The 21,940-nt window shown below is 41.7% G+C and carries 18 protein-coding genes and 4 pseudogenes; 16 read left to right on the top strand and 6 right to left on the bottom strand.

The genetic code is table 11. From position 1 onward, the window contains the following. Positions 1-60: 60 nt before the first annotated feature. The gene (locus tag ANSO36C_RS15380) at positions 61-318 is read right to left on the bottom strand and encodes an Asr1405/Asl0597 family protein (protein WP_251955249.1); all 258 of its coding nucleotides are present in this window, start codon (positions 316-318) and stop codon (positions 61-63) included. A gap of 442 nt (positions 319-760) precedes the next feature. Between ANSO36C_RS15380 and dpsA the strand changes: the two genes are divergently transcribed. The 7 genes and pseudogenes from dpsA to nblB all read left to right on the top strand — a co-directional run bounded on the left by dpsA (position 761) and on the right by nblB (position 9,728). Then, positions 761-1,315 carry a DNA starvation/stress protection protein DpsA gene (gene dpsA / locus ANSO36C_RS15375; protein ID WP_251955248.1) on the top strand — a complete coding sequence of 185 codons (555 nt, stop codon included), beginning with the start codon at positions 761-763 and terminating at the stop codon, positions 1,313-1,315. A 526-nt stretch (positions 1,316-1,841) separates the two neighbouring features. Further along, positions 1,842-5,109: pseudogene (carB, locus tag ANSO36C_RS15370) on the top strand (carbamoyl-phosphate synthase large subunit). A 640-nt stretch (positions 5,110-5,749) separates the two neighbouring features. Beyond that, positions 5,750-6,706 carry an RNA polymerase sigma factor, RpoD/SigA family gene (locus tag ANSO36C_RS15365; RefSeq protein ID WP_251955247.1) on the top strand — a complete coding sequence of 319 codons (957 nt, stop codon included), beginning with the start codon at positions 5,750-5,752 and terminating at the stop codon, positions 6,704-6,706. Positions 6,707-7,129: 423 nt separating this feature from the next. After that, entirely contained in the window at positions 7,130-7,474 is a 345-nt protein-coding gene (locus tag ANSO36C_RS15360; RefSeq protein ID WP_251955246.1) for a DUF760 domain-containing protein, read from the top strand. A gap of 471 nt (positions 7,475-7,945) precedes the next feature. Next, entirely contained in the window at positions 7,946-8,362 is a 417-nt protein-coding gene (mutT, locus tag ANSO36C_RS15355) for an 8-oxo-dGTP diphosphatase MutT (RefSeq protein ID WP_251955245.1), read from the top strand. 168 nt (positions 8,363-8,530) lie between these two features. Beyond that, positions 8,531-8,995 carry a CBS domain-containing protein gene (locus ANSO36C_RS15350; protein WP_251955244.1) on the top strand — a complete coding sequence of 155 codons (465 nt, stop codon included), beginning with the start codon at positions 8,531-8,533 and terminating at the stop codon, positions 8,993-8,995. A 66-nt stretch (positions 8,996-9,061) separates the two neighbouring features. Next, a pseudogene (nblB, locus tag ANSO36C_RS15345) lies at positions 9,062-9,728 on the top strand (phycobilisome degradation protein NblB). A gap of 192 nt (positions 9,729-9,920) precedes the next feature. On the opposite strand, the gene ANSO36C_RS15340 reads toward nblB, so the two are convergent. Together ANSO36C_RS15340 and ANSO36C_RS15335 are read right to left on the bottom strand one after the other, a co-directional pair. Further along, entirely contained in the window at positions 9,921-10,715 is a 795-nt protein-coding gene (locus tag ANSO36C_RS15340; RefSeq protein WP_251955243.1) for a PEP-CTERM sorting domain-containing protein, read from the bottom strand. 499 nt (positions 10,716-11,214) lie between these two features. Beyond that, positions 11,215-11,733 carry a DUF456 domain-containing protein gene (locus ANSO36C_RS15335; protein WP_251955242.1) on the bottom strand — a complete coding sequence of 173 codons (519 nt, stop codon included), beginning with the start codon at positions 11,731-11,733 and terminating at the stop codon, positions 11,215-11,217. A 154-nt stretch (positions 11,734-11,887) separates the two neighbouring features. Here ANSO36C_RS15335 and ANSO36C_RS15330 point away from each other — a divergent pair. Then, positions 11,888-12,804: pseudogene (locus tag ANSO36C_RS15330) on the top strand (M48 family metallopeptidase). 196 nt (positions 12,805-13,000) lie between these two features. Here ANSO36C_RS15330 and ANSO36C_RS15325 read toward each other — a convergent pair. Continuing rightward, complete coding sequence (locus ANSO36C_RS15325) at positions 13,001-13,660, bottom strand: cofactor assembly of complex C subunit B (protein WP_190938734.1); 660 nt, start codon at positions 13,658-13,660, stop codon at positions 13,001-13,003. Positions 13,661-13,799: 139 nt separating this feature from the next. Next, a complete protein-coding gene (gene rpaB / locus ANSO36C_RS15320; protein WP_190938733.1) occupies positions 13,800-14,528 on the bottom strand; it encodes a response regulator transcription factor RpaB in 729 nt (242 codons plus the stop codon). A 170-nt stretch (positions 14,529-14,698) separates the two neighbouring features. Here rpaB and radA point away from each other — a divergent pair, with 170 nt between their 5' ends. The 8 genes and pseudogenes from radA to ANSO36C_RS15280 all read left to right on the top strand — a co-directional run bounded on the left by radA (position 14,699) and on the right by ANSO36C_RS15280 (position 20,834). Next, complete coding sequence (gene radA / locus ANSO36C_RS15315; RefSeq protein WP_251960213.1) at positions 14,699-16,249, top strand: DNA repair protein RadA; 1,551 nt, start codon at positions 14,699-14,701, stop codon at positions 16,247-16,249. A gap of 99 nt (positions 16,250-16,348) precedes the next feature. Further along, a complete protein-coding gene (locus ANSO36C_RS15310; protein ID WP_251960343.1) occupies positions 16,349-17,098 on the top strand; it encodes a Uma2 family endonuclease in 750 nt (249 codons plus the stop codon). Positions 17,099-17,322: 224 nt separating this feature from the next. Further along, positions 17,323-17,565 carry a type II toxin-antitoxin system HicB family antitoxin gene (locus ANSO36C_RS15305; RefSeq protein WP_251960212.1) on the top strand — a complete coding sequence of 81 codons (243 nt, stop codon included), beginning with the start codon at positions 17,323-17,325 and terminating at the stop codon, positions 17,563-17,565. Next, a complete protein-coding gene (locus ANSO36C_RS15300; RefSeq protein WP_251960506.1) occupies positions 17,565-17,921 on the top strand; it encodes a type II toxin-antitoxin system HicA family toxin in 357 nt (118 codons plus the stop codon). Before ANSO36C_RS15305 ends, ANSO36C_RS15300 begins: the two co-directional genes overlap by 1 nt. Positions 17,922-18,066: 145 nt before the next feature. Then, positions 18,067-18,306, top strand: a complete 240-nt coding sequence (locus tag ANSO36C_RS15295; RefSeq protein ID WP_251960211.1) for a hypothetical protein — start codon at positions 18,067-18,069, stop codon at positions 18,304-18,306. Beyond that, a complete protein-coding gene (locus ANSO36C_RS15290; protein ID WP_323374590.1) occupies positions 18,299-18,667 on the top strand; it encodes an HNH endonuclease in 369 nt (122 codons plus the stop codon). The genes ANSO36C_RS15295 and ANSO36C_RS15290 overlap by 8 nt, the downstream gene beginning before the upstream one ends. Further along, positions 18,648-18,989 (top strand): annotated as a pseudogene (locus tag ANSO36C_RS15285) (Uma2 family endonuclease); the annotation flags it as partial. The gene ANSO36C_RS15290 and the pseudogene ANSO36C_RS15285, both read left to right, overlap by 20 nt. Positions 18,990-19,571: 582 nt before the next feature. Then, positions 19,572-20,834, top strand: coding sequence for a serine/threonine-protein kinase (locus tag ANSO36C_RS15280; RefSeq protein WP_251960210.1), 1,263 nt, complete (start codon positions 19,572-19,574; stop codon positions 20,832-20,834). Between the two features lie 128 nt (positions 20,835-20,962). Here the strand turns inward: ANSO36C_RS15280 and ANSO36C_RS15275 are convergent, their stop codons facing one another. Further along, entirely contained in the window at positions 20,963-21,883 is a 921-nt protein-coding gene (locus ANSO36C_RS15275; RefSeq protein WP_251960209.1) for a c-type heme family protein, read from the bottom strand. Positions 21,884-21,940 lie beyond the last annotated feature (57 nt).

Genomic DNA, 21,940 nt, shown 5'->3' with positions numbered 1-21,940 from the left:
CTAATACAAGTTATCTACTCTGATATTTTCGACACCAGGGTTAAGACTGGCGATCGTAGATTAGAACTTTTGGTAGCGACTTTTCCAGCAGCACTCAAGAGTCCAAATCTGGTCTTGACGAGAGGCTGTAAATCGCCGTATCACACTCCAAAGTTGAACAACCGTCATAGGAGAGTCAATTTCAACTTGTAATGGCTGGTTAGCTGTACAACTACAGGGAATGTCTAACTCCTTTAGGCGTTGATAGACTTGCCAGCGATCTGCCCAATTCACCTCTACAAGGTGGTTGCTTTCTATTTCTGAACTAAACGATTTCAAGAGAATTGCCCTCAAAGTGCAACAAACTTGCAGTAACTACTGCCATTTAACTCTCTGCTTTTTGAAAGTCTGAAGAGTTTAACCTCTTAAAACCAGCATACCTTAAGTGCAAACAATTCTCAATAATTTTGGAAAAAAATCAACTTTTTGCAGCTATCCCATGTTGAAAGAGCGATGTAGGAAGACAAAGAAGAGAAAATTTTATTTTCTTTCCCTGCTGCTATTGGGAAATATACACATTTAAGCTGGTATGTCAATAATAATGAGAATTTTATGCAACTTGATGAGCGTGCCATCATCCAGCAAACAATAAAACTGAGATTTTTAGTAAGCAAAAATACAAAATATTGTGATGGCGAATTGGCTTGCTCTTCTTATTAAAATGTTAATATGTAAGGAATAAGCAGTTAAAATCTATAACTGTTAAAAAGAGAGGAACGCAATGTCTGAAACACAAACTTTGTTACGGAATTTTGGTAATGTATATGACAACCCTGTGTTGTTGGATCACAGCGTAACTGCTCCAGTGACAGAAGGATTTAACGTTGTATTGGCTAGTTTCCAGGCACTATACTTGCAGTACCAAAAGCATCATTTTGTAGTTGAAGGCTCAGAATTTTACTCTCTGCATGAGTTTTTTAACGCAAGCTACAACCAAGTACAAGACCACGTTCATGAAATTGGAGAACGTTTGGATGGACTGGGTGGCGTGCCAGTAGCGACCTTCAGCAAGTTAGCAGAATTAACCTGCTTTGAACAAGAATCTGAAGGTGTATATTCCTCTCGCCAAATGGTGGAAAATGACCTAGCTGCCGAACAAGCAATCATTGGCGTAATTCGTCGTCAAGCTGCTCAGGCAGAGAGTTTAGGCGATCGGGGTACACGCTATCTGTACGAAAAGATTTTGTTGAAAACTGAGGAACGTGCATATCATTTATCTCACTTCCTCGCTAAAGACAGCTTAACTTTAGGGTTTGTCCAAGCTGCTCAAAGCTAAAACTCTCATAATCTAGATTTGTCTACCTAGACTGAAAGAAAAAGTTGACAGCACTAACTCTTAAAATATTATAAAAAATGGCAGAGAATGGTATCCCTATATCTCTGCCATTTTTAATTTAAAGTAAACATATTTACATAATATTTAACGTTGAACATATTTAGCAATAAGCTAATTAAGATAGATTCTTATCTAAAGAATTTGTTGTGTGCTAAATAAGCAGACAGATATAGTCCAAAATAAATGATCATTTGTTGTAAGCTGTCATCAGCTTAAATAGTAAAAATTTGCAAAAGCTTTATAAATTTGAGTATCACAATTAAATAAAATTAGAAATACAAAATAGTCAATGGTAGTTAGGAGTTAGAAATTATTATTCATTTCCTGCTCCCCTAGCCCCCAATCCCCAGCTTCCACTCCCCTCTCTGTCATCAAACTTAGAAAACTTAATAATAAAAAGTACGAGAGGGGGTAAAGACCCTTAAAATAATCAGGATTTGTATTCTCGTATTCCAAGGCAACTACTATGCCCCGCCGTGATGACCTCCGGAAGATTCTACTGTTAGGCTCTGGCCCAATTGTGATCGGACAAGCATCTGAATTCGATTACTCCGGTACGCAGGCCTGCAAAGCGCTGAAAGAAGAAGGTTACCAAGTCATCCTGGTCAACTCCAACCCGGCAACCATTATGACCGACCCGGAAACGGCCGATCGCCACTTACATTGAGCCGATTACTCCAGAATTAGTCGAAAAAGTCATTGAGAAAGAACGCCCTGATGCGTTACTACCAACCATGGGAGGACAAACCGCCCTCAACCTCGCCGTTGCTTTAGCCAAAAATGGCGTGTTGGAAAAGTACGGCGTTGAGTTAATCGGCGCTAAACTACCAGCGATCGAAAAAGCCGAAGACCGAAAACTTTTTGGTGAAGCAAATGGCAAGGATCGGAGTAGCTGTGTGCCCCAGCGACACAGCCGAAACTTTAGAAGAAGCCAAAGCTGTTGCCCGCCAAATTGGTACTTATCCCTTAATTATTCGTCCAGCTTTCACAATGGGTGGAAGTGGGGGAGGTATTGCTTACAACCAAGAAGAATTTGAAGAAATGGCACAGGTAGGTATAGATGCCAGCCCCGTTTCGCAAATTCTCATTGACCAGTCTTTACTCGGCTGGAAAGAATATGAACTTGAAGTGATGCGTGATTTGGCAGATAACGTGGTGATTATCTGCTCCATCGAAAACCTTGACCCTATGGGTATCCACACCGGAGACTCAATTACCGTCGCTCCCGCGCAAACCCTGACTGATAAAGAATATCAAAGGCTGCGGGATATGGCAATTAAAATCATCCGCGAGATCGGGGTGGAAACTGGTGGTTCTAATATTCAATTTGCCGTCAATCCGGTTAATGGGGATGTAGTTGTAATTGAGATGAACCCCCGCGTTTCCCGCAGTTCAGCTTTATCTTCCAAAGCCACGGGTTTCCCCATCGCCAAAATGGCAGCAAAGCTAGCTGTGGGCTACACCTTGGATGAAATTAAAAATGACATCACCAAGAAAACTCCCGCGTCCTTTGAGCCGACAATTGACTATGTGGTGACAAAAATCCCCCGCTTCGCCTTTGAAAAGTTCCCCGGTTCTGACCCAGTGCTGACAACCCAAATGAAGTCTGTGGGGGAAGCAATGGCAATTGGGCGGACTTTCAACGAATCCTTCCAAAAGGCGCTGCGATCGCTCGAAACCGGACGCGCTGGTTGGGGTTGCGACAAAGCCGAGAAATTGCCCAGTGGTGAACAAATTCGCGCCCAACTGCGGACACCTAACCCGGATCGCATTTTCGCTGTGCGTTATGCCTTGCAGCAAGGGATGACTATTGAGGAAATCTACGAACTCACTGGTATTGACCGATGGTTCTTAGATAAATTGCAGCAGCTCCTAGATGTCGAAAAATTCCTCAAGCGGACACCTTTGCAGCAATTGACAAAAGAGCAACTTTATGAAGTGAAACGGGACGGATATAGCGATCGCCAGATAGCTTATGCCACCAAAACCACCGAAGATGAAGTTCGCGCTTACCGCAAGTCACTAGGGATTATCCCAGTTTACAAAACCGTAGATACTTGCGCGGCTGAATTTGAAGCGTTTACTCCCTACTACTATTCTACCTACGAAGAAGAAACAGAGGTAATGCCCGCAACCAAGCCAAAAGTGTTGATTTTGGGTGGTGGCCCCAACCGCATTGGACAGGGAATTGAGTTTGACTATTGTTGTTGTCACGCCGCTTATGCCCTGAAAGATGCGGGGTATGAGACAATTATGGTCAACTCCAACCCAGAGACAGTTTTCGACAGACTACGATACCAGCGATCGCCTTTACTTTGAGCCTTTAACAAAAGAAGATGTTCTTAACATCATCGAAACTGAAAATCCAGTTGGGGTAATTATCCAATTTGGCGGACAAACCCCGCTAAAGTTGGCTATTCCTTTACAAGAGTTTCTTAACAATGACACATCAGGATTGAACACTAAAATTTGGGGGACATCGCCAGATTCCATCGACATGGCAGAAAATCGGGAACGGTTTGAAAAGATTCTCCAAGAGTTAAATATTTCCCAACCACCTAATGGTATCGCTCGGAGTTACGAAGACGCGCTGATTGTCGCCAAACGCATTGGCTATCCGGTGGTGGTGCGTCCCAGCTATGTGTTGGGGGGACGGGCGATGGAAATCGTTTATTCCGATGCTGAGGTTGGAACGCTACATGAGCTTTGCAGTACTCATAGAACCAGAACATCCAATTTTGATTGATAAGTTCTTGGAAAACGCCATCGAAGTGGATGTAGATGCGATCGCCGATCATACCGGACGGGTAGTGATTGGTGGCATCATGGAACACATCGAGCAAGCGGGTATTCACTCAGGAGATTCCGCTTGTTCTTTACCTTCCATTTCCCTATCACCAGCAGTTCTCAATCAAATTCGCACTTGGACGGTGCAGCTAGCGCAAGCTCTGTCAGTCGTTGGGTTGATGAATATTCAGTTTGCTGTTGTGGGTGCAAGCAGCTATTCTCCCCAAGTTTACATTCTGGAAGCTAATCCCCGTGCTTCCCGCACAGTGCCCTTTGTTTCTAAAGCAACGGGTATACAGTTAGCGAAATTAGCATCCTTAATTATGTCAGGTAAAACCTTGGAGGAGCTACATTTCACCGAAGAAGTCATACCAACCCACATTGCTGTAAAAGAAGCTGTATTACCCTTTAATAAATTCCCAGGAACTGATACAATATTGGGCCCAGAAATGAGATCCACTGGTGAGGTGATGGGGATTGACAGCGACTTTGGCCGTGCCTTTGCCAAAGCGGAATTGGGTGCTGGGGAGCGTTTACCACTAAGTGGAACTGTATTTGTATCAATGAGCGATCGCGATAAAGCTGCTGCCAGTGGTGTGGTGAAGGAATTTATCGATTTGGGCTTTACAGTGATGGCTACCCTTGGTACACGCCGAGTTCTTATGGAACAGGGGTTAAATATTGAGTTGGTGCTGAAACTCCATGAAGGTCGTCCCCACGTCTTAGATGCAATCAAAAACCAAAAAATCCAACTTATTATCAACACACCTTCAGGGGAAGAAGCCCAGACTGATGCTAGGTTAATCCGCCGTACAGCCTTAGCTTACAAAATTCCCATCATTACTACCATTGCCGGCGCGAAAGCTACCGTTGCTGCCATCCGTTCCTTACAAAACACGACTTTGGACGTAAAAACCATTCAAGAGTACTGCCCGATTGCTAGGTAGTAGGGAGTGGGGAGTGGGGAGTAGGGAGTAGGGAGTACGAGGAGCAGGGGGAGTAGGGGGGAGCAGGGGAGGCAGGGGAGGCAGGGGGAGAAGAACTATTAATTATTGCCCAATGCCCAATGACCAATGCCCAATGCCCAATGCCCCATGCCCATGCCCATGCTCCCTGCCAAAAGAAAATTAAGTAATTGTTACAAGAGAATAAATATAGTTCTCATTAGAGATACTTTAACAAATATGAGGAAGCTTATGTGAACCAGATAATTCCTTAAATTGGCTTCTAGCCAGCTTGGAGAAAAAGAACGACGTTACATGAACTGGAACATCCAGGAAATTTAATGTCGCCATATAGCCAAAACATTCTCATAAATGTTACAATTATTAATAATACTCCAATAAAAAAATGTTTAAAAAGCGACCTTTTATCTAACTGTAGATACTTGTGCAAAGTAGGAAATAACTGTAGTTTTAGCAGTTAAGAATCCTAAACTTGATTATTATGAGCAGCCGAGTTTATCGGGCGCGTAAGTTGCAAACCATAGCATGGCTACCCAGTCTGACTGGGTAGCACCCTAATAAATAAAGCATCTATCCCTTAATGACCCTACCGCCAAACCCATCATTACCAAAGAGTAGCGCCATGAAGACCGCTCAGACAGCCACAGACCTCGTGCGGACTTACCTGCGTGAGATTGGCCGTGTGCCACTCTTAACACACGAGGAAGAGATTTTCTATGGTAAACAAGTGCAACGTTCTTGCACTTTACACGAATCAAGAGAAAGTCTTGCCAGCCAGCTAGGTCGCCAACCGACTCTAGAAGAGTGGGCCACAGCGACAAAGCTAGAACCAGCAGAGTTGAATGAAGCGATCGCAGATGGTGAAATTGCCAAGCGCAAAATGGTAGAAGCCAATTTACGGCTGGTAGTATCCGTTGCCAAAAAATACATCAAGCGTAACGTCGATTTATTAGACTTGATCCAAGAAGGTAGTATTGGTATGCAACGGGGCGTAGAAAAGTTTGACCCTACCAAAGGGTATAGATTTTCTACTTATGCCTATTGGTGGATTCGGCAAGCTATTACTCGTGCTATAGCCGAAAAAGCCCGCACCATTCGGCTGCCTATCCATATCACTGAAAAATTAAATAAGATTAAAAAAGCACAGCGCCAATTGTCTCAAAAATTGGGACGCGCTCCTACAGCTGGTGAGCTAGCTGAAGAATTAGAATTAACCCCCAAACAAGTACGAGAGTATTTAGAAAAGGCGCGTTTGCCCCTTTCCTTGGATTTGCGACTGGGTGATAATTACGACACCGAACTCGGAGAAATGCTGGAAGATCCAGGAGCATCTCCCGAAGAGTTTGTCATGCAATCTTCTCTATCTTATGACTTAGATCGCCTGATGGGTGATCTCACACCACAACAGAGAGAAGTGATCACACTGCGCTTTGGGTTAACCGATGGGCAAGCGCTGACTCTGGCGAGAATTGGCGAAATACTGAACATCAGCCGAGAACGAGTGCGGCAAATTGAGCGGGAAGCTTTAACAAAACTTCGCAAGTCTAAAGCCAACATGGATGAATATTTGGCAAGTTAGGGGAAAGTTCTAAAGCCAATATGGATGAATATTTGGCAAGTTAGGGAAAAGTTAGGAGTAATGAGTTAGGAGTGATGAGTTTTTAATTAACTCTTCACTCCTCACTTTATTTAGGAACTTCCAGAAATTAAATTGTTCAATTTTGGGAGCGAAGACGATCGTTAGATTCTTCCTCCCCTGCTTCCCCTGCTCACCAAAGCGTTCGCGTAGCGTCCCGCAGGGATGGGTATTTTTTAGTTAGAAGTCCCTGATTGGGGTGAGAAAATACGCTGGCTTTTGTACGGTTACACCTACTTCCACTCTTACGCTAGGCTGTTACATTAGTTGACAGGAAGACAAAATAACTAAGTCAAATCCAAAACAAGCATTTAATATTCAAATCACAAGCACCGCAGCCAATAGTGGTAGTTAAGGAGCTAAAAAATGAGTAACCCATCCAATCGTGTCTCAGAATTTTTTAATAGCGAATCAGAAACTAGTGATTTACTATGGCAGTATGTTAAATCATTGAGTCCAGAGACAGTTACCCAGCTATCCAAACCCACATCTGCCGAAGTCTTTCAGGTGATGGAACGAAATATTACAGGGCTATTGGGTAATCTACCTTCAGAACATTTTGGTGTTACTGTAACCACAAATCGAGAAAATCTCGGTCGGCTTCTCGCTTCTGCGATGATTAGTGGTTATTTCTTGCGTAACGCTGAACAAAGAATGAGTTTTGAAATGGCCTTACAAGGGACTGAAATAAACAACAGCGAAGTTGACTAAAAAATGCAAAATTTGGGAAATTATATATTGTTGGGCTAATAGGTAGTCACAGTTAGGGCGGTGAATCGAAAATAAGTCTCTGGGAAATCTTCGCCGCTAATTCCCAATTATGCATCAGCTAAGTTTTTCTAAAACATCCAAAATAGCGACCAATTAAGGTTAAAATTTAAATCCATAGACTCTTCACCTTGCCGCAGAGTAGGATTGCATATTAAAGCTGAGTTTTTAATTTCGGTTCTCTCTGTTGCCTCTTACGATTTGGTGACTAGTTAAATCGGAGGCGTATTTTTAAATGATTAATGCACATTTGTGGATAAACTAACAAAGGTAGACACCTTTGCAATAAATCTAAACTCGGCAGAGTTACAAGTAGTCTGCCGAGTTTTGTTATTAATCAAGAGTTAGGAATTTTCCTTTACTCCTTAGTACAGACGCGATTAATTGCGTCTCTCCCCATTTTCCCAATTAACTATGAGTGAAATCAGTTCTTTCCCACCCCATAAAATCATTGGTGTTGCAGTAATTTGGAATGACCAAAAGCAAATTTTAATCGATCGCCGTCGTCCAGAAGGAGCGATGGGTGGTTTGTGGGAATTCCCTGGTGGTAAAATTGAGCCTGGTGAAACTATTCAAGAGTGTATTCAACGGGAAATTTCCGAAGAACTGGGAATAGTAATTGAAGTAGGAGAGCATCTGATTACTATTGACCACAGTTATACAAACTTGCGTGTTACCCTCACAGTACATCACTGCCGCCATCTTACAGGTGTTCCCCAACCTTTAGAATCTGATGAAATTCGCTGGGTAACTTTGGCAGAACTGGAGCAGTTTACTTTTCCGAAAGCAAATATTCAAATTATTGCTGCATTAAAAGGGAGTGAGGACTGAAGAAGGGAATAGGGTATAGGTTAGAGGGTACAGATTTTTCGCGTCACCTGTAACTTCTCCCCTAACCCCAATGTCCAATCCCGTAACAATCTATTAATTGCATCAGGTTGAGTCCCGCAATTTTCTACAATAGGCCAGGGACTTTGATTAAAGGTGTCAGGAATATAAATGCCTAAAACCGTTGCCGATGTAATGAGCCGCGATCCGATTGTTGTCCGGGAGGAAACTCCACTGAAGGAAGCTATCCAAATTCTCGCAGAACGACACATCAGCGGGCTACCTGTTGTGGATGATGTCGGGAAATTGGTTGGTATTATCTCGGAAACCGATTTGATGTGGCAAGAAACTGGTGTTACTCCACCTGCATACATTATGTTTCTTGATAGTGTTATCTATTTAAAAAATCCTGCTACGTATGACCGTGATTTGCATAAAGCTCTAGGGCAAACTGTCGGGGAGGTGATGAGTAAAAACCCGATCGCTATTTCCCCTGATAAAACTTTAAGAGAAGCAGCTACAATCATGCACGATCGCAGCGTTCACCGCTTACCAGTGCTTGACGGCACGGATCAAGTAATTGGTATCCTCACTCGTGGTGATATTATTCGGGCAATGGCTGCTAGTCAAGATTAGTCAGAAGTAGAGACGCGATTAATCGCGTCTGTTTTTTTTATACATTTGAAAATCAAGGATAACTAAATGAGTATTACTCCGGAGTCTGTTAAGCAATTGCTCAGTTCTGAGGATTTAGGCGATCGCTTACGTGCAGTAAATCAAATCCGCGTATTGGAACCTGCGGTTGGCTTTGAATTAATTCAAAGTGCTATTGGCGATCGCAATTCCCGTGTACGTTACTCAGCAGTGAGCCAAATGGATACACTGGGAACACAAAATTTACAGTTATCCTTGGAAATCTTGCGCGAATCGCTTGCTTCATGACTCCGAAGTAGATGTACAAGCAGCAGCAGCAGACTGTTTGGGCGCTCTAAAGTTACACGAAGCTTTTGAAGATTTACAGCACCTTTATCATACAACTGGTGAATGGCTAATACAATTCAGTATCATTGCTACATTAGGAGAGTTAGGCGATCCACGAGCCTTTGAACTGCTTAAAGAGGCACTCTCATCAGAAAACGAATTAGTCCAAACTGCTGCTATTAGTTCTTTGGGTGACTTGGGAGATGTACAAGCAGTTCCTCTGTTGGCTCCCTATGCTACCAATCCAGATTGGCAAATTCGTTACAGACTTGTACAAGCCTTGGCTCGTTTGGCTAGTCCAGAAGCCAAATTTATATTAGAAACTCTGGCTAACGATCAAGTAGAAGCGATCGCAACTGAAGCGAAAAATTCCTTGCAATCGGTTTAACTTTGTTGTCTAAGGAAAATATAGTGATTCTTGTTTTGATGTAATACAGCCTAGTATCGCACAGTTAGCTGTGCGTCCCTACAAAAATAAAAAATTTGACCCGGTTCGGAAAAAGTTTGCATTCCAGTTTGGTCGGATATAAAGTAGTTACTTTCCAAAACGGAAAGTAACTACTTTATATCAAGCACAAGTCTATGGAGCTAGGCTTTTGCGACGACGAGAGAAAGCCATTCCTGCACCAACCAGCCCCAAACCTAGCATTGTAGCTGGCTCAGGAACAGTAGTAGTGAATAGAGCGCCAGAAAAACTTAAACCCTCAATTACACGATTGTCAGCAAGAGCTGCTGTGATTACTTCTATGTCCGTACCTGTGTAATTAGTATTAGCAATAGTTCTTAATGCAGAAATTTTGTTACCAGCTATTTGGAAAGTTAAATCTCCTTTCCCCGCAGTTTGTATACCACCTACTACGTCCTGGAAGTATCCGTTAAGTGCAAGAGATACATCCACATTTGCATTCCCTAATTGTTGGGTTAGTGTATAACCAGCCGAATTCAAAACAAATGTATTTTTATTATCTGTTAGAGAGCTAGTATTACTCCCTGGAAAAACTTGGCCGGGAGTGGGGATGGAAGTAAAAGGAGCAGTAAGAGTACCAAGATTAAGAAAAGGATTAGAGACATTCAAAGGAGTGAATTGGATAATATCTGCTACAAATGCAGAATTCAAACCCAAAGTCTTAAAGCTCCCTGTTGTATTAGTAAGTGCAATAGGTGTAGGATCAGGAAGAAATGTTAAAGAATTTTTTCCTAATGTAATTGAGCTATAAGTTCCGAAATTAGTGATTCCAGGATTAACTTCAAACGAACCTACCAATGCAGCAGCCTGTGCAGAACCAGCAGAGGTAAATATTCCAGCAGTAGCCAGGGGAAGTGCAGCAGTAATGGCTAAAGTTGCATTTAGTAATATAGATTTAAAACCAATCATTATCTTTGAGGCTCCTAGTAATAATTTTAAATCAGAGCAATTGCTTAACTTTGAATTTCAGCAACCTGTAGAAAATACTGTCAGTGAAAGCGAAACTTGCGTGATTTATTTCTTATCTCCATAAAATCACATAGGTTTGCACTCTGCAAGACTTACTGAGTGGTCTTCATCACATCTTTAAAGCAATGGGATATTTTATAAAATTTTAATTTTTTATATATTTGCGCTTCATATATCTTTCATTTAATAGGGTTTTAACTGTTGGCAATAGCTCTGACATGAAGCAAGATAATTTCCGTATTAGTAATAATACAAGTAATTTTAATACTTATGAGTACTCAACCAGATTCTAGATAAATGGAGTATGCAGTGTATTTCTAACCTCTCCAGTTAGTAATATTTAGTGAAACGGTTCCTCTCGTAGAATAAATGAGAGGAACCTCTGTATTTGTTTACTATGGATAGTCTTTGTTATCAAGCTGTTCAGACCTTTGAAATGCTATGAGCCAAAGACTTGTGGCCAAGTTGTCACAACGAAAACTACAACTGCGGCGATCGCTAACAACCCTTGAATCAAATTTCCAACCAAAGATCCGACTACAATTCCTATACCTGCTTTAACCGCCAACCCAAATTCACGTCGGTAAAGGTATTCACCGACAATTGCTCCTAAAAGCGGGCCTAGTAAAATACCTAACAATGGGCCCCCAAAAGGTAACGTTGGCAATAATCCCAAAAATCCTACCACCAAGCCGACAATTGCGCCAATTTGCCCCCACTTGCTAGCTCCCGCTTGTTTTGCTCCGATATAGCTAGCTAAAAAATCTACTCCAACACTGAGCAGTAAAACTACAATTGTCACAATCAAGGGAATCTTGATAGCTGCAAAGGAACTACTAACGATTCCCCAGACAATAATTGCAATTAAAATTAAGCTGCTACCAGGAATGGCAGGAACTACTGCACCGACAATACCCACAACCATTACAGCAATTAATAGCCAATAAATAATTTGCATAGATTAATTGTAAATTGCCAAATTTCCTCATAGAGACGCACAGATGTGCGCCCCTACTGTATATTCTATCTGGGTAAGATAGCGATAAATGCCTAGTACACTGTGGTGTAAGTTTGCTAATGCTTCTAAACTGCTATTTAAAAGCTCAAAATCAATGACAAGAAAAATATTAACTGGACTAAGTTATGAAGCCTACGAACATCCCTTCGAAATCGCAAAGCCTTGGCTTCTTTGCAAAATATGCCCGGTGCCTCCTTACTACTCAAAAAAGTTAACGAATATGGCATCGATCACTTACTCAGGCTGCAAAGCCTTGGTAGCGAAATCAGAATTTCGTCCCGTAATTTTCCCGAATTACATCAAGCATTTGTAGAAACTTGCCAAATTCTTGATGTTGCTCTGCTTCCTGAACTGTATCTGTTTCGAGGTAGAGGTAACATTGAAACCTATATTGTTGGGATAGAAAAACCCCTTGTCGGTATCAATTTAGATGCAATGGAGTGGCTTGATACAAATGAGTTGCTTTACATTTTCGGACATGAAGTCGCTCGCATCAAGAGTCAGCAGATGGGTTATCACCAAATGGCAATTGTTATGCCAACGCTGAAAAATTTGTTAAGCAGTACCACATTGGGAGTCGGTGGCTTGGTGGCTAGTGGAATGGAACGAGGTTTGTATAATTGGCGAATGATGGCTAGGTTCACTGCTGATCGTGCTGGTTTGCTGGCTTGTCAGGATATTGACGTAGCAACTACCACACTAATGAAACTCGCGGGTTTACCAGATGAGTACTTGACTACTGCTGTAATCGAAGATTTTCTTATCCAAGCCCGTGAGCTTGCATCCAATAGCTTTGATACTGTCAATAAAGTTACCAAGATATTAAGCTATACAGAATCCGAGCTTTCCTGGGTAGTTATGAGGGCTGGCGAGTTATTAAAATGGGTTGATTCAGGAGAATATGATAATTTAATTCAACAGACAAATTTAAAGACACCCGAAGAACCGGAAGAAACAGAAGGAAAGACACCAGAGGAAAAGGAAGGGTGGAATTTTTTGACTTCTTGGTGAGTTAATAATTCGTAATGACGCTCGTGACGCTCGATGACTCGCTAACGCTGCGCTATCGCCCTTGGCGTGCCGTAGGCAAGACTCGCTACCGCTACGCTAACGTAATTCGTAATTAACTATAAATAGGAGCAAGTTAATTTGAGTTAAGAATTACAACTTACGAGTTATTGTGACAGATGACCAACCTAAATTTAGGTTAAGTCGCTTGGTTGGATAAATTCGAGCTAAGAGTAACAGCTAATTTATCAGCAATTCCTGCAATCCAGTTTTCATCTTGTTTGGTGTAACTACGAGGAGCATTTGCTCCTAAAATTAATGCACCTTGATTGCCAATAGGTTGACAAATTACACCTTGAGTATTTTCTGGTAAATAATCAAATTCAACTCTACCTGGATATATTTTTAGAGCAACTAGATAAATCGGTTTTTGTTTTTCGAGTACCTGTTTTAAGAGTACTCCTGGTACAACTTCAGATTTAGTAGCCAGAATGCCGCGACGCAACAAAACTTTACCTTGATAAAAAACTACAAGCGATCGCGTTACTGTATTAGTCAACAATAAATGAGATGCCCACGCTAGCTCTGTTTTCACGGCTTCGGGTAAATCTGCTGCGAGTACAAAACCTTCTTCGCCAATTAGTTCTACAGTATCAGGCGATCGCGGCTGAACTTGCTGCCAAATTAAACCCGTCAAAATTAACACCGCGCTCAAAATTACCCCCACCACATCACCACGCGATTGAGACTGGGTTAATTCCGGTGTTAATAAACGGTTAATCAGCAAAAGTACAGCGCCTAGCCCACCCACAACAATGGGTAGACGCCGCAAAACTCGATTAGGATCAGGTTTGGTCATTAGTCATTAGTCATTAGTCATTAGTCATTGGGTATTGGGCATTGGGCATTGGACAATAATTAATAAATAGTTCTTCTCCTCCTGCCTCCCCTGCTTCCCCTGCCTCCCCTGCCCCCTGCCCCCTGCCCCCTGCCTCATCTCACTCCTCCCCTGGTTCAATAATGCGCTGGAAAAGATAACCAGTACCCCGCGCGGTGAGAATCAATTCTGGGTTGCTAGGATCATCTTCTAACTTTGCCCGCAAACGGGATATATGCACATCCACTACGCGGGTATCAACATGGCGTTCTGGTGTGTAACCCCAAACTTCCTGCAAAATTTCCGAACGAGAAAATGCTTCTCCAGAGCGACTAACTACCAACTCTAACAAGCTGAACTCCATACCTGTTAAACGAATGCGCTCATCACCTTTGTAGACTTGTCGCTTATTCGTATCGATTTTAATATTAGCGACATGGATCACTCCAGAACTGGGAATGCCAGAACCACTGGTTTTGTCTACCCGCCGCAACACCGAGCGAATTCGAGCTTCTAGCTCTTTGGGGGAGAATGGTTTAACTACGTAGTCATCAGCACCCAATTCTAGCCCAGTGATGCGATCGGCTACATCACCCAAGGCTGTTAGCATAATAATGGGCACATCTGATTCTTTTCGTAATTCTTGACATACACCATAACCGTCTAGCTTTGGCATCATTACATCTAAAACTACCAGGTCAGGCTCAGTTTTGCGAAAAGTTTCCAAAGCTTCTTCCCCGTCGCCAGCTGTCACTACATCGTAGCCAATCATGGAAAGGCGCGTTTCCAAAATCCGGCGAATGCTGGCTTCGTCGTCTACCACCAAGATTTTTTCTTTATGACTTTCCAAGTTTCTGAAGGCTCCTTAACTAAAAATTTACATGATTAATTTTTAATACCATAATATTAAGATATCATTCCATGAATTGATTTGGAAAAACCTCTAAATACTACTATTATTGGTTTTTAGTTTTTCCCAAGAATTAAGTAAATATTAAGAATATTTAATAAGATTTAAGAATGGCAAAGCCAAAAACATTTTTCACTTGTAACGAATGTGGCGCAGAATCGCCCCAGTGGTTTGGGAAGTGTCCAGCTTGCGGTACTTACAACTCTCTAGAAGAACAAATTTCTATTCAATCCTCAGTAAATGTACCCAGCCGGGGGGGAGTGAGTAGTTGGCAATCGGCTCAAGGCAATGGCAAATCTCACAATAAACCAGCTAAAGCACGAGCCTCTTTAACGTTTGATCAAATTACTGATCGCCAAATTGCCCGTTGGCAGTCTGGTTATGAAGAATTGGATCGGGTGCTTGGGGGTGGCATTGTCCCAGGTTCTATGGTGCTGATTGGTGGCGATCCGGGTATCGGTAAATCGACTTTATTATTGCAAGTATCAAATCAATTAGCCCAAAAATATCGCATCCTTTACGTAACTGGTGAAGAATCGGGACAGCAGGTAAAATTACGAGCTTCTCGTTTAGGAGTATCAAAACAACTAAGTGTAGTTGATGAGGAGAATGTTACAGTAGTAGAGACTACACTACCCATAGAAGTGGTAGATTCTACACTACCCATAGACCCTGACAGTATAGGTGCAGATTTATATGTACTACCAGAAACAGATTTAGAAGAAATTTTACGAGAAATAGACTCTCTAAAGCCAAATGTGGCGGTGATTGATAGTATCCAAACGGTGTTTTTTCCGGCGCTGACTTCTGCACCAGGTTCGGTGGCTCAGGTACGGGAATGTACGGCAGCACTGATGAAGGTGGCAAAGCATGAAGATGTCACCATGCTGATTGTCGGACACGTTACCAAGGAAGGAGCGATCGCAGGGCCAAAAGTTTTAGAACATTTAGTAGATACAGTATTGTATTTTGAAGGCGATCGCTTTGCCTCCCATCGGTTATTACGGACAGTGAAAAACCGCTTCGGCGCAACTCATGAAATTGGCATCTTTGAAATGGTTGCAGATGGATTGCGGGAAGTCTCCAACCCTTCAGAGTTATTTTTAGGCAACCGTGACGATCCCGCACCTGGTACTGCTATTGTTGTTGCTTGTGAAGGTACTCGCCCGATAGTTGTAGAATTGCAAGCTTTAGTGAGTCCTACTAGCTACCCCTCACCGCGTCGTGCTGGCACTGGCGTAGATTACAACCGCTTAGTGCAAATTCTTGCCGTCTTAGAAAAACGGGTGGGAATTCCGATGTCCAAGTTAGATTCTTACGTTGCTTCTGCGGGTGGGTTGAATGTGGAAGAACCAGCAGTAGATTTGGGAATTGCGATCGCAATTGTAGCGAGTTTCCGCGATCGCATCGTCGATCCCGGTACAGTATTAATCGGTGAAGTTGGATTAGGCGGACAAGTGCGATCAGTTTCCCAAATGGAGCTGCGGTTAAAAGAAGCTGCCAAGTTAGGATTTAAAAAAGCGATCGTACCAAAAGGGACAAAATTTCCCGATTTGAATATTGAAATATTACCAGTATCTAAAGTGATAGATGCGATTATCGCCGCCATCCCGCATCAGGAATTGACAGCCGACGATTTAGAACCCGATGAAGATGAGTAACTATTGGCGACTGGGAAGATGAGGGAGCAGGGGGAGAAGAATTAATAACCTATGCCCAATGCCCAATGCCCAATGCCCAATTCTAAAGGAAAACCCACTATGACAACCCTCACCCAAGACTACCAAATCACTTGGGAAAAACTACCCGATGATTACAAACTCCCAGACGATCCAGTGGATAACATCAACCAACCAGCTTTAGCTGCTGCACTCACAGAAAGCCTACAATTAGCCGGAAAAATTTCAGCTAACGCCCTAACAACAACTAATTACGGCATTTGTGCCACTTTAAACAACAAAATGGTCATTAAAGCCCCTGATTGGGCTTTCATTGCCAAAATTAATGTTAGTAGAGAAGAAGTAATACGCAGTTACACCCCTCAATTACAGGGTGAAATTCCCGTAATTGTGATGGAATTTGTTTCCGATACACAGGAGACAGAGTATTCTATCAAAGCGACATATCCCCCAGGAAAATGGTTTTTCTACGAGCGCATTTTAAAAGTACCAAACTACATCATCTTTGAACCAGATAGCGGCAGTTTAGAGATGTATCGCTTACAGACCACAGAACAGTACATTTTGCAAGAGCCTGATGAAAATCAACGCTACTGGATCGCAGAAATTAATCTTTACCTTGGAGTGTCCCAAGGTACTCGTGAAAACCGCACAGGAAAGTGGTTACGGTGGTGGGATGAACAAGGAAACCTTTTGCCTTGGGGAACAGAATTAGCCGAACAAGAACGCCAACGCACTGAACAAGAACGCCAACGCGCCGAACAAGAACGTCAACGCGCCGAACGACTAGCAGCACAATTGCGGGCGGCGGGGATTGAGCCAGAAGTGTGATGAAATGTTTTAGGAAAAATTGAAAGCCACAGATCCCCGCTTTGTTTGACAAGTCGGGGATCTTATTTCTCAGAAATGATTAAGTAGGGCTGAATACCAGTTGTTAGGTAAGACGAGGGTTTAACAACTGCGATGTCTACGACGGGCTACGCCTACGCCATAAATTGATTACGATTGAATATACTGCTTATTGTAGGCTCCATCAGAATTGCCTAAAGTTTACCTTGCTAAACGCTCTAGTGATGAAACAAATCAAAATTATTGTCGAAAAACATTCTGACGGTTATGTTGCCTATCCTCTTGGTATAAAAGGGGCGATAGTTGGTCAAGGTGACATCTATGAAGAAGCCTTAGCCGATGTCAAGTCAGCTATTCGCTGCTACATTGAGATATTTGGCAAAGAAATGCTCGAAGATGAATCACCAGTAATCGAAGCTTTTATGACAGAAGCAGAGGTGGCTATTTAATGCCGAAGTTTCCTGTCGATGCTCCGAAGAAGAGAGTTATCAAAGCATTTGAGTTGTTAGGATTTCTTATTATTCGGGAACGTGAACATATTGTCATGGTGCGAGAAAATGAAGATGGATCGCAGACACCATTGGTAATGCCTAATCATTTGGCGATCGCTTCACCCAGCTTAGGTAAAGATTTACGCTCCTCCGTTGTCAAATCTACCAAAAACGGTAGTTTTTCTTTAATAGTAGTAATTGCTTGCATAACGGCTTCCCGATCTGCTGGGGTAAGTCTGGCACTGACTTTAGATGTTGACATTTTTCATACACCTTTAATTGAACTTAATTTCAGTATTCCCCAAGTCAGTTAGTCAGCCATAGTTATTTATAAGCAATTAAGAAAAATTTTTTATACCACTGAAAAACAATATTTTGCTTATTACCAGCCTTAAGCCAGTTCGGATCATCAAAATACTACAATAGAAACACATATCGAGAAATTATATCGTGCTGAGTATGACAACTGTAATTGCTAGACCTTCATCCTTAATAGGCAGTATCAGAATAGAAAAGCTGGATAAGTTTCATTTATTCAAGTTTAATGATCAACTGCAAGCACGGCTGGAAGAACTTTTAGAATGCAAAAAAGCTGATTTACTAACTCCAGAACAAGTTATCGAACTTGAAGAAATCGCAGAACTAGATAGGATTTTTACCCATATAAATGCGATGTTAGTAGCTCAACACAATGATTGATGATGCCACTAAAAAAATTGTCCGTAAACGCGCAAATTATCTGTGCGAATATTGCCATTCTCCAGAACGCATTTCCACAACAAGATTTACAGTAGACCATTTGATACCAAAGTCTATTGGTGGTTCTGATGAACTTAATAATTTAGCATTGGCTTGTCGTCGTTGTAATGAACGTCGCTACAACTTTGTCGCCGGATATGACTTAGAGACTAAAGCAGTAGTACCTCTATTTAATCCTCGTCAACAAATTTGGTCAGAGAATTTTCTGTGGTCAGCAAATGGTAGGACAATTATTGAAGTTTCTCCCACTGGTAGAGCAACCTGCAACCGACTTGATATTAATGATGAACGGTCACTATGAACCGATGAACTTGACCGACGGATACCTACTAATGCCAGAGATAGATTTAAGTTTAGGCTTATGGCAAGGTTCATTTCGAGATATTGAAAGGTTGTGGTTAAGGTGGTTCACTTTGACAGGAGAATTAATTCCTGCACCCACAGAGGAAACTGTGGCTGCAAGTCAACGAGCTATCATTGCTGAACAAGAAGCTACAGAAGCTAAACAAGAAGCTATAGAAGCTAAACAAGAAGCTACTCAAGCTAAACGAAAAGCAGAACAATTAGCAGAACGTTTGCGTCAATTAGGTGTGAATCCTGATGAACTAGACGAATTATTGTAGCTTGAGGAGTATTTTTTTTATACGTAGTATAATTTTCTGCTGTTGAGAAATCACTTGTAATGAAAACTTTGATAGCCGATGCCGAAGCAGCTATTTATTAACGATATTTACTCTCAGAAAGATTAATTTTTGAGAGCGATCGCATATTCAGCACTTGAAATACATATAATATTTCCTTCAGGAAGTCTATAGCAACCTCAGTTTTTCTCTAAAACCATGAGGTCATGCTGTGTCCTTACTGTTTCCAAGCTCAGTGTCAATTGGGTGGCTAAAAGTAAGATAAAGTCAGCAGCAAATCCAACAGGCAATGCCCTGAACATTTGCAGAGATTACCGCAGAGACTGGTTATATTGCGGCTGCTAAAATACGTAAGTATAAGTAGTATGATCAAACTACTCAGGTAAAAATTGTCTGTTTGGTCACACAAGACCATCGAAAAATTGTAGAAAAGTGTGTTTCCTTGTCTCGACAGTGGTGCTAACCTCAATTTAAAGGATGTTATCAGCCCTTATCTGCTAGAGTTTCTGACTTTCAGCAAATTAGATAATTTATCAATACAAAATCGCTAGGAGTGCGATGATGATGTCACAGTCCCATACCACAAGGCCAGAAATAGCTGCTGGAACTCTAATCGATAACCGCTATATTATCCAAAAACTTCTAGGGCAGGGAGGATTGGGACGAACTTACTTGGCCTTTGACACTCGTCGGTTTAATGAAGCTTGTGTTCTTAAAGAATTTGCACCCATTGGCACAGGAGAAAGTGGATTAGAGCAATATCGCAATTTATTTAAAAGAGAGGCAAAAATTCTTCATCAATTGCAACATCCCCAAATTCCCAAGTTTTTGGCTTGCTTTGAAGGAGATGGTCGGCTATTCCTAGTACAAGAGTATGTTGATGGTAAGACATATTCTAGGCTCCTAGGAGAACTTCAACGTCAAGGAAGGAATTTTTCTGAAGACGAAGTTATACAGTGGCTAAAGAATCTGCTGCCTGTTTTAGAATATGTCCACCAGCACAACATCATCCATCGAGATATTTCTCCTGACAACATTATGTTACCCGATGGCAACGATCTGCCAGTGCTGATTGATTTTGGTGTCGGCAAGCAAATTGCTGATATGAACGAGGCAAGAAGTTCTAACCACCAGGTAACGTTTGTTGGCAAAATGTCTCTCGTTGGCAAAGTGGGATACGCTCCTCGCGAGCAGATTAGTTTGGGTTTATGTTCACCTTCTAGTGACCTTTATGCTTTGGGTGTAACAGCGATTGTACTACTCACAGGTAGAGATCCATCTTTACTAATGGATCAGTACTCTCTTGAGTGGAACTGGCATTCTTATACCTATGTTAGTGATAACTTTGCTCAAGTACTCGATTATATGTTGGCAGATAGGCCCAACAAGCGCTATCAGGCAGCCAGGGAAGTTCTTACAGATTTACAACGTATTGGAGAACCAATTGCAGAACCAGAAGTAGCAATGTCTCCTGCAAGAATGCTTGATGATTTGCCTCCCACGGTATTTAACCCTGAATTTCAGGCTATGTCGGGAATATCGCAGTCATACAGCCAAGCTGAAGAAACAGTTTTTAGTTTACCTAATTCACCTACTAGTCAGCAAATTGGGCGAATCGAGCAACAACAACCTTCTCTCCAACCAGCATTTATCAAAAGTTGTCAGCAAGAATTAGCCTACCACATCGGCCCAATGGCAAATCTAATTATAGAAGAAATATTATCTCAAAATCCTTACATTTCACCTGACCAATTTATTGAACTCATCGCTAGGGAAATTCCTAGCTTTCAAGCAGCTTTTGAATTCAAGAAAAGCTTATTTTCATAAAGATTTAGACCTGACCAATTTAGGGGTGATTTTTACTCTTTTAACTAATTATGTGGGTTTAAGTCAACAGAGGTATATAAAATGGGAGAGTTTTTTGGCGAGGTCTAAATACCCGTGACAAAAATTAATTAAAAATTATTTGAATCCCCTGTACTTCCATGAGTGCGTTTGATTCTTTTCATTGCCATTTCTAAACTTAACTGCATCCGTCTAAAGGCTTTAGCTAAATTACCGATTTCATCATTAGACATTAGCTCAAATTCAACTTCCATGTGTCCTGTACTAACTTCTTCGGCTATGCGAGTCATACGCTTGAGAGGTATAACAACTTGTCGATTCAAGAAAAAGTTAACTAACAGGATAGTCGCTATAAATATAGTTGATACAATCAAAATAATTACTAAGGAAGACTGATTGGCTTTGCTAATGACATTATTAGCAGGTACTGATATAATCTGAGCGCCAACAATTTCATTAAGCTTCCACCCAAATCCATTAGCTGCACCATAAAGACTAATCATGCTTGGAGGTGCAGCTTCAGGTACACTATGACAGACCAGACAACTTTGTTCAGACACTGCTAAGGGACGAGCAATATAAAAGATATCCCCACCAGGAATTGAGCGAAATCCACTTACTTCTTTAAGGTCTGATTTATTTCTGAACCTTTCGACAATTTCCGTCTCAAAACCGTCTGCTTTATCCCGCAGATTTGTAGGATTGAGAGTTGCTTCTTTATAAAAGAAATCACGGTATTCTGGTGTTTTCCGTAAAATCTCAAATACCTCTCGTGCTGAATATCCAGGCACAGTTTGCGGCAAAAACTCAGTAGCCAATTTATCAACTAGCTCTGGATTCACTTGCGTACTAGTATATTTCCGAACAGAACTCATTGTTTGGATGAGTATTAGACCAGTTGAGCTAATATCCTGTTTAGCATTTTCTCTGAGCAGAGAAGAAAGAGCAAATCCACTCAAGCTCAAACCGAATGTAAGAATTACTAATAGCAGAATTGTAAACTTTTGTTTCAGATTCAGATTCTTTAGCATAATTTTAGATTACCTACAAGTCAAATTATTATGAACAAATATGGCTAAAGTCATCGT

Origin of the sequence: Nostoc cf. commune SO-36 (assembly GCF_023734775.1) — a bacterium.
Lineage (GTDB): Bacteria > Cyanobacteriota > Cyanobacteriia > Cyanobacteriales > Nostocaceae > Nostoc > Nostoc commune_A.
This window is presented reverse-complemented; position numbering and strand designations above follow the sequence as displayed.

Bases quoted from the DNA above. Each gene is read 5' to 3' on its own strand.
- dpsA (WP_251955248.1), top strand. From the start codon at position 761: ATGTCTGAAACACAAACTTTGTTACGGAATTTTGGTAATGTATATGAC.
- mutT (WP_251955245.1), top strand. From the start codon at position 7,946: ATGAGTGAAATCAGTTCTTTCCCACCCCATAAAATCATTGGTGTTGCA.
- ANSO36C_RS15300 (WP_251960506.1), top strand. From the start codon at position 17,565: ATGCCGAAGTTTCCTGTCGATGCTCCGAAGAAGAGAGTTATCAAAGCA.
- ANSO36C_RS15280 (WP_251960210.1), top strand. From the start codon at position 19,572: ATGTCACAGTCCCATACCACAAGGCCAGAAATAGCTGCTGGAACTCTA.
- ANSO36C_RS15350 (WP_251955244.1), top strand. From the start codon at position 8,531: ATGCCTAAAACCGTTGCCGATGTAATGAGCCGCGATCCGATTGTTGTC.
- ANSO36C_RS15310 (WP_251960343.1), top strand. From the start codon at position 16,349: ATGACAACCCTCACCCAAGACTACCAAATCACTTGGGAAAAACTACCC.
- radA (WP_251960213.1), top strand. From the start codon at position 14,699: ATGGCAAAGCCAAAAACATTTTTCACTTGTAACGAATGTGGCGCAGAA.
- ANSO36C_RS15335 (WP_251955242.1), bottom strand. From the start codon at position 11,733: ATGCAAATTATTTATTGGCTATTAATTGCTGTAATGGTTGTGGGTATT.
- ANSO36C_RS15325 (WP_190938734.1), bottom strand. From the start codon at position 13,660: ATGACCAAACCTGATCCTAATCGAGTTTTGCGGCGTCTACCCATTGTT.
- ANSO36C_RS15290 (WP_323374590.1), top strand. From the start codon at position 18,299: ATGATTGATGATGCCACTAAAAAAATTGTCCGTAAACGCGCAAATTAT.
- ANSO36C_RS15275 (WP_251960209.1), bottom strand. From the start codon at position 21,883: ATGCTAAAGAATCTGAATCTGAAACAAAAGTTTACAATTCTGCTATTA.
- ANSO36C_RS15295 (WP_251960211.1), top strand. From the start codon at position 18,067: ATGACAACTGTAATTGCTAGACCTTCATCCTTAATAGGCAGTATCAGA.
- ANSO36C_RS15340 (WP_251955243.1), bottom strand. From the start codon at position 10,715: ATGATTGGTTTTAAATCTATATTACTAAATGCAACTTTAGCCATTACT.
- ANSO36C_RS15360 (WP_251955246.1), top strand. From the start codon at position 7,130: ATGAGTAACCCATCCAATCGTGTCTCAGAATTTTTTAATAGCGAATCA.
- ANSO36C_RS15365 (WP_251955247.1), top strand. From the start codon at position 5,750: ATGAAGACCGCTCAGACAGCCACAGACCTCGTGCGGACTTACCTGCGT.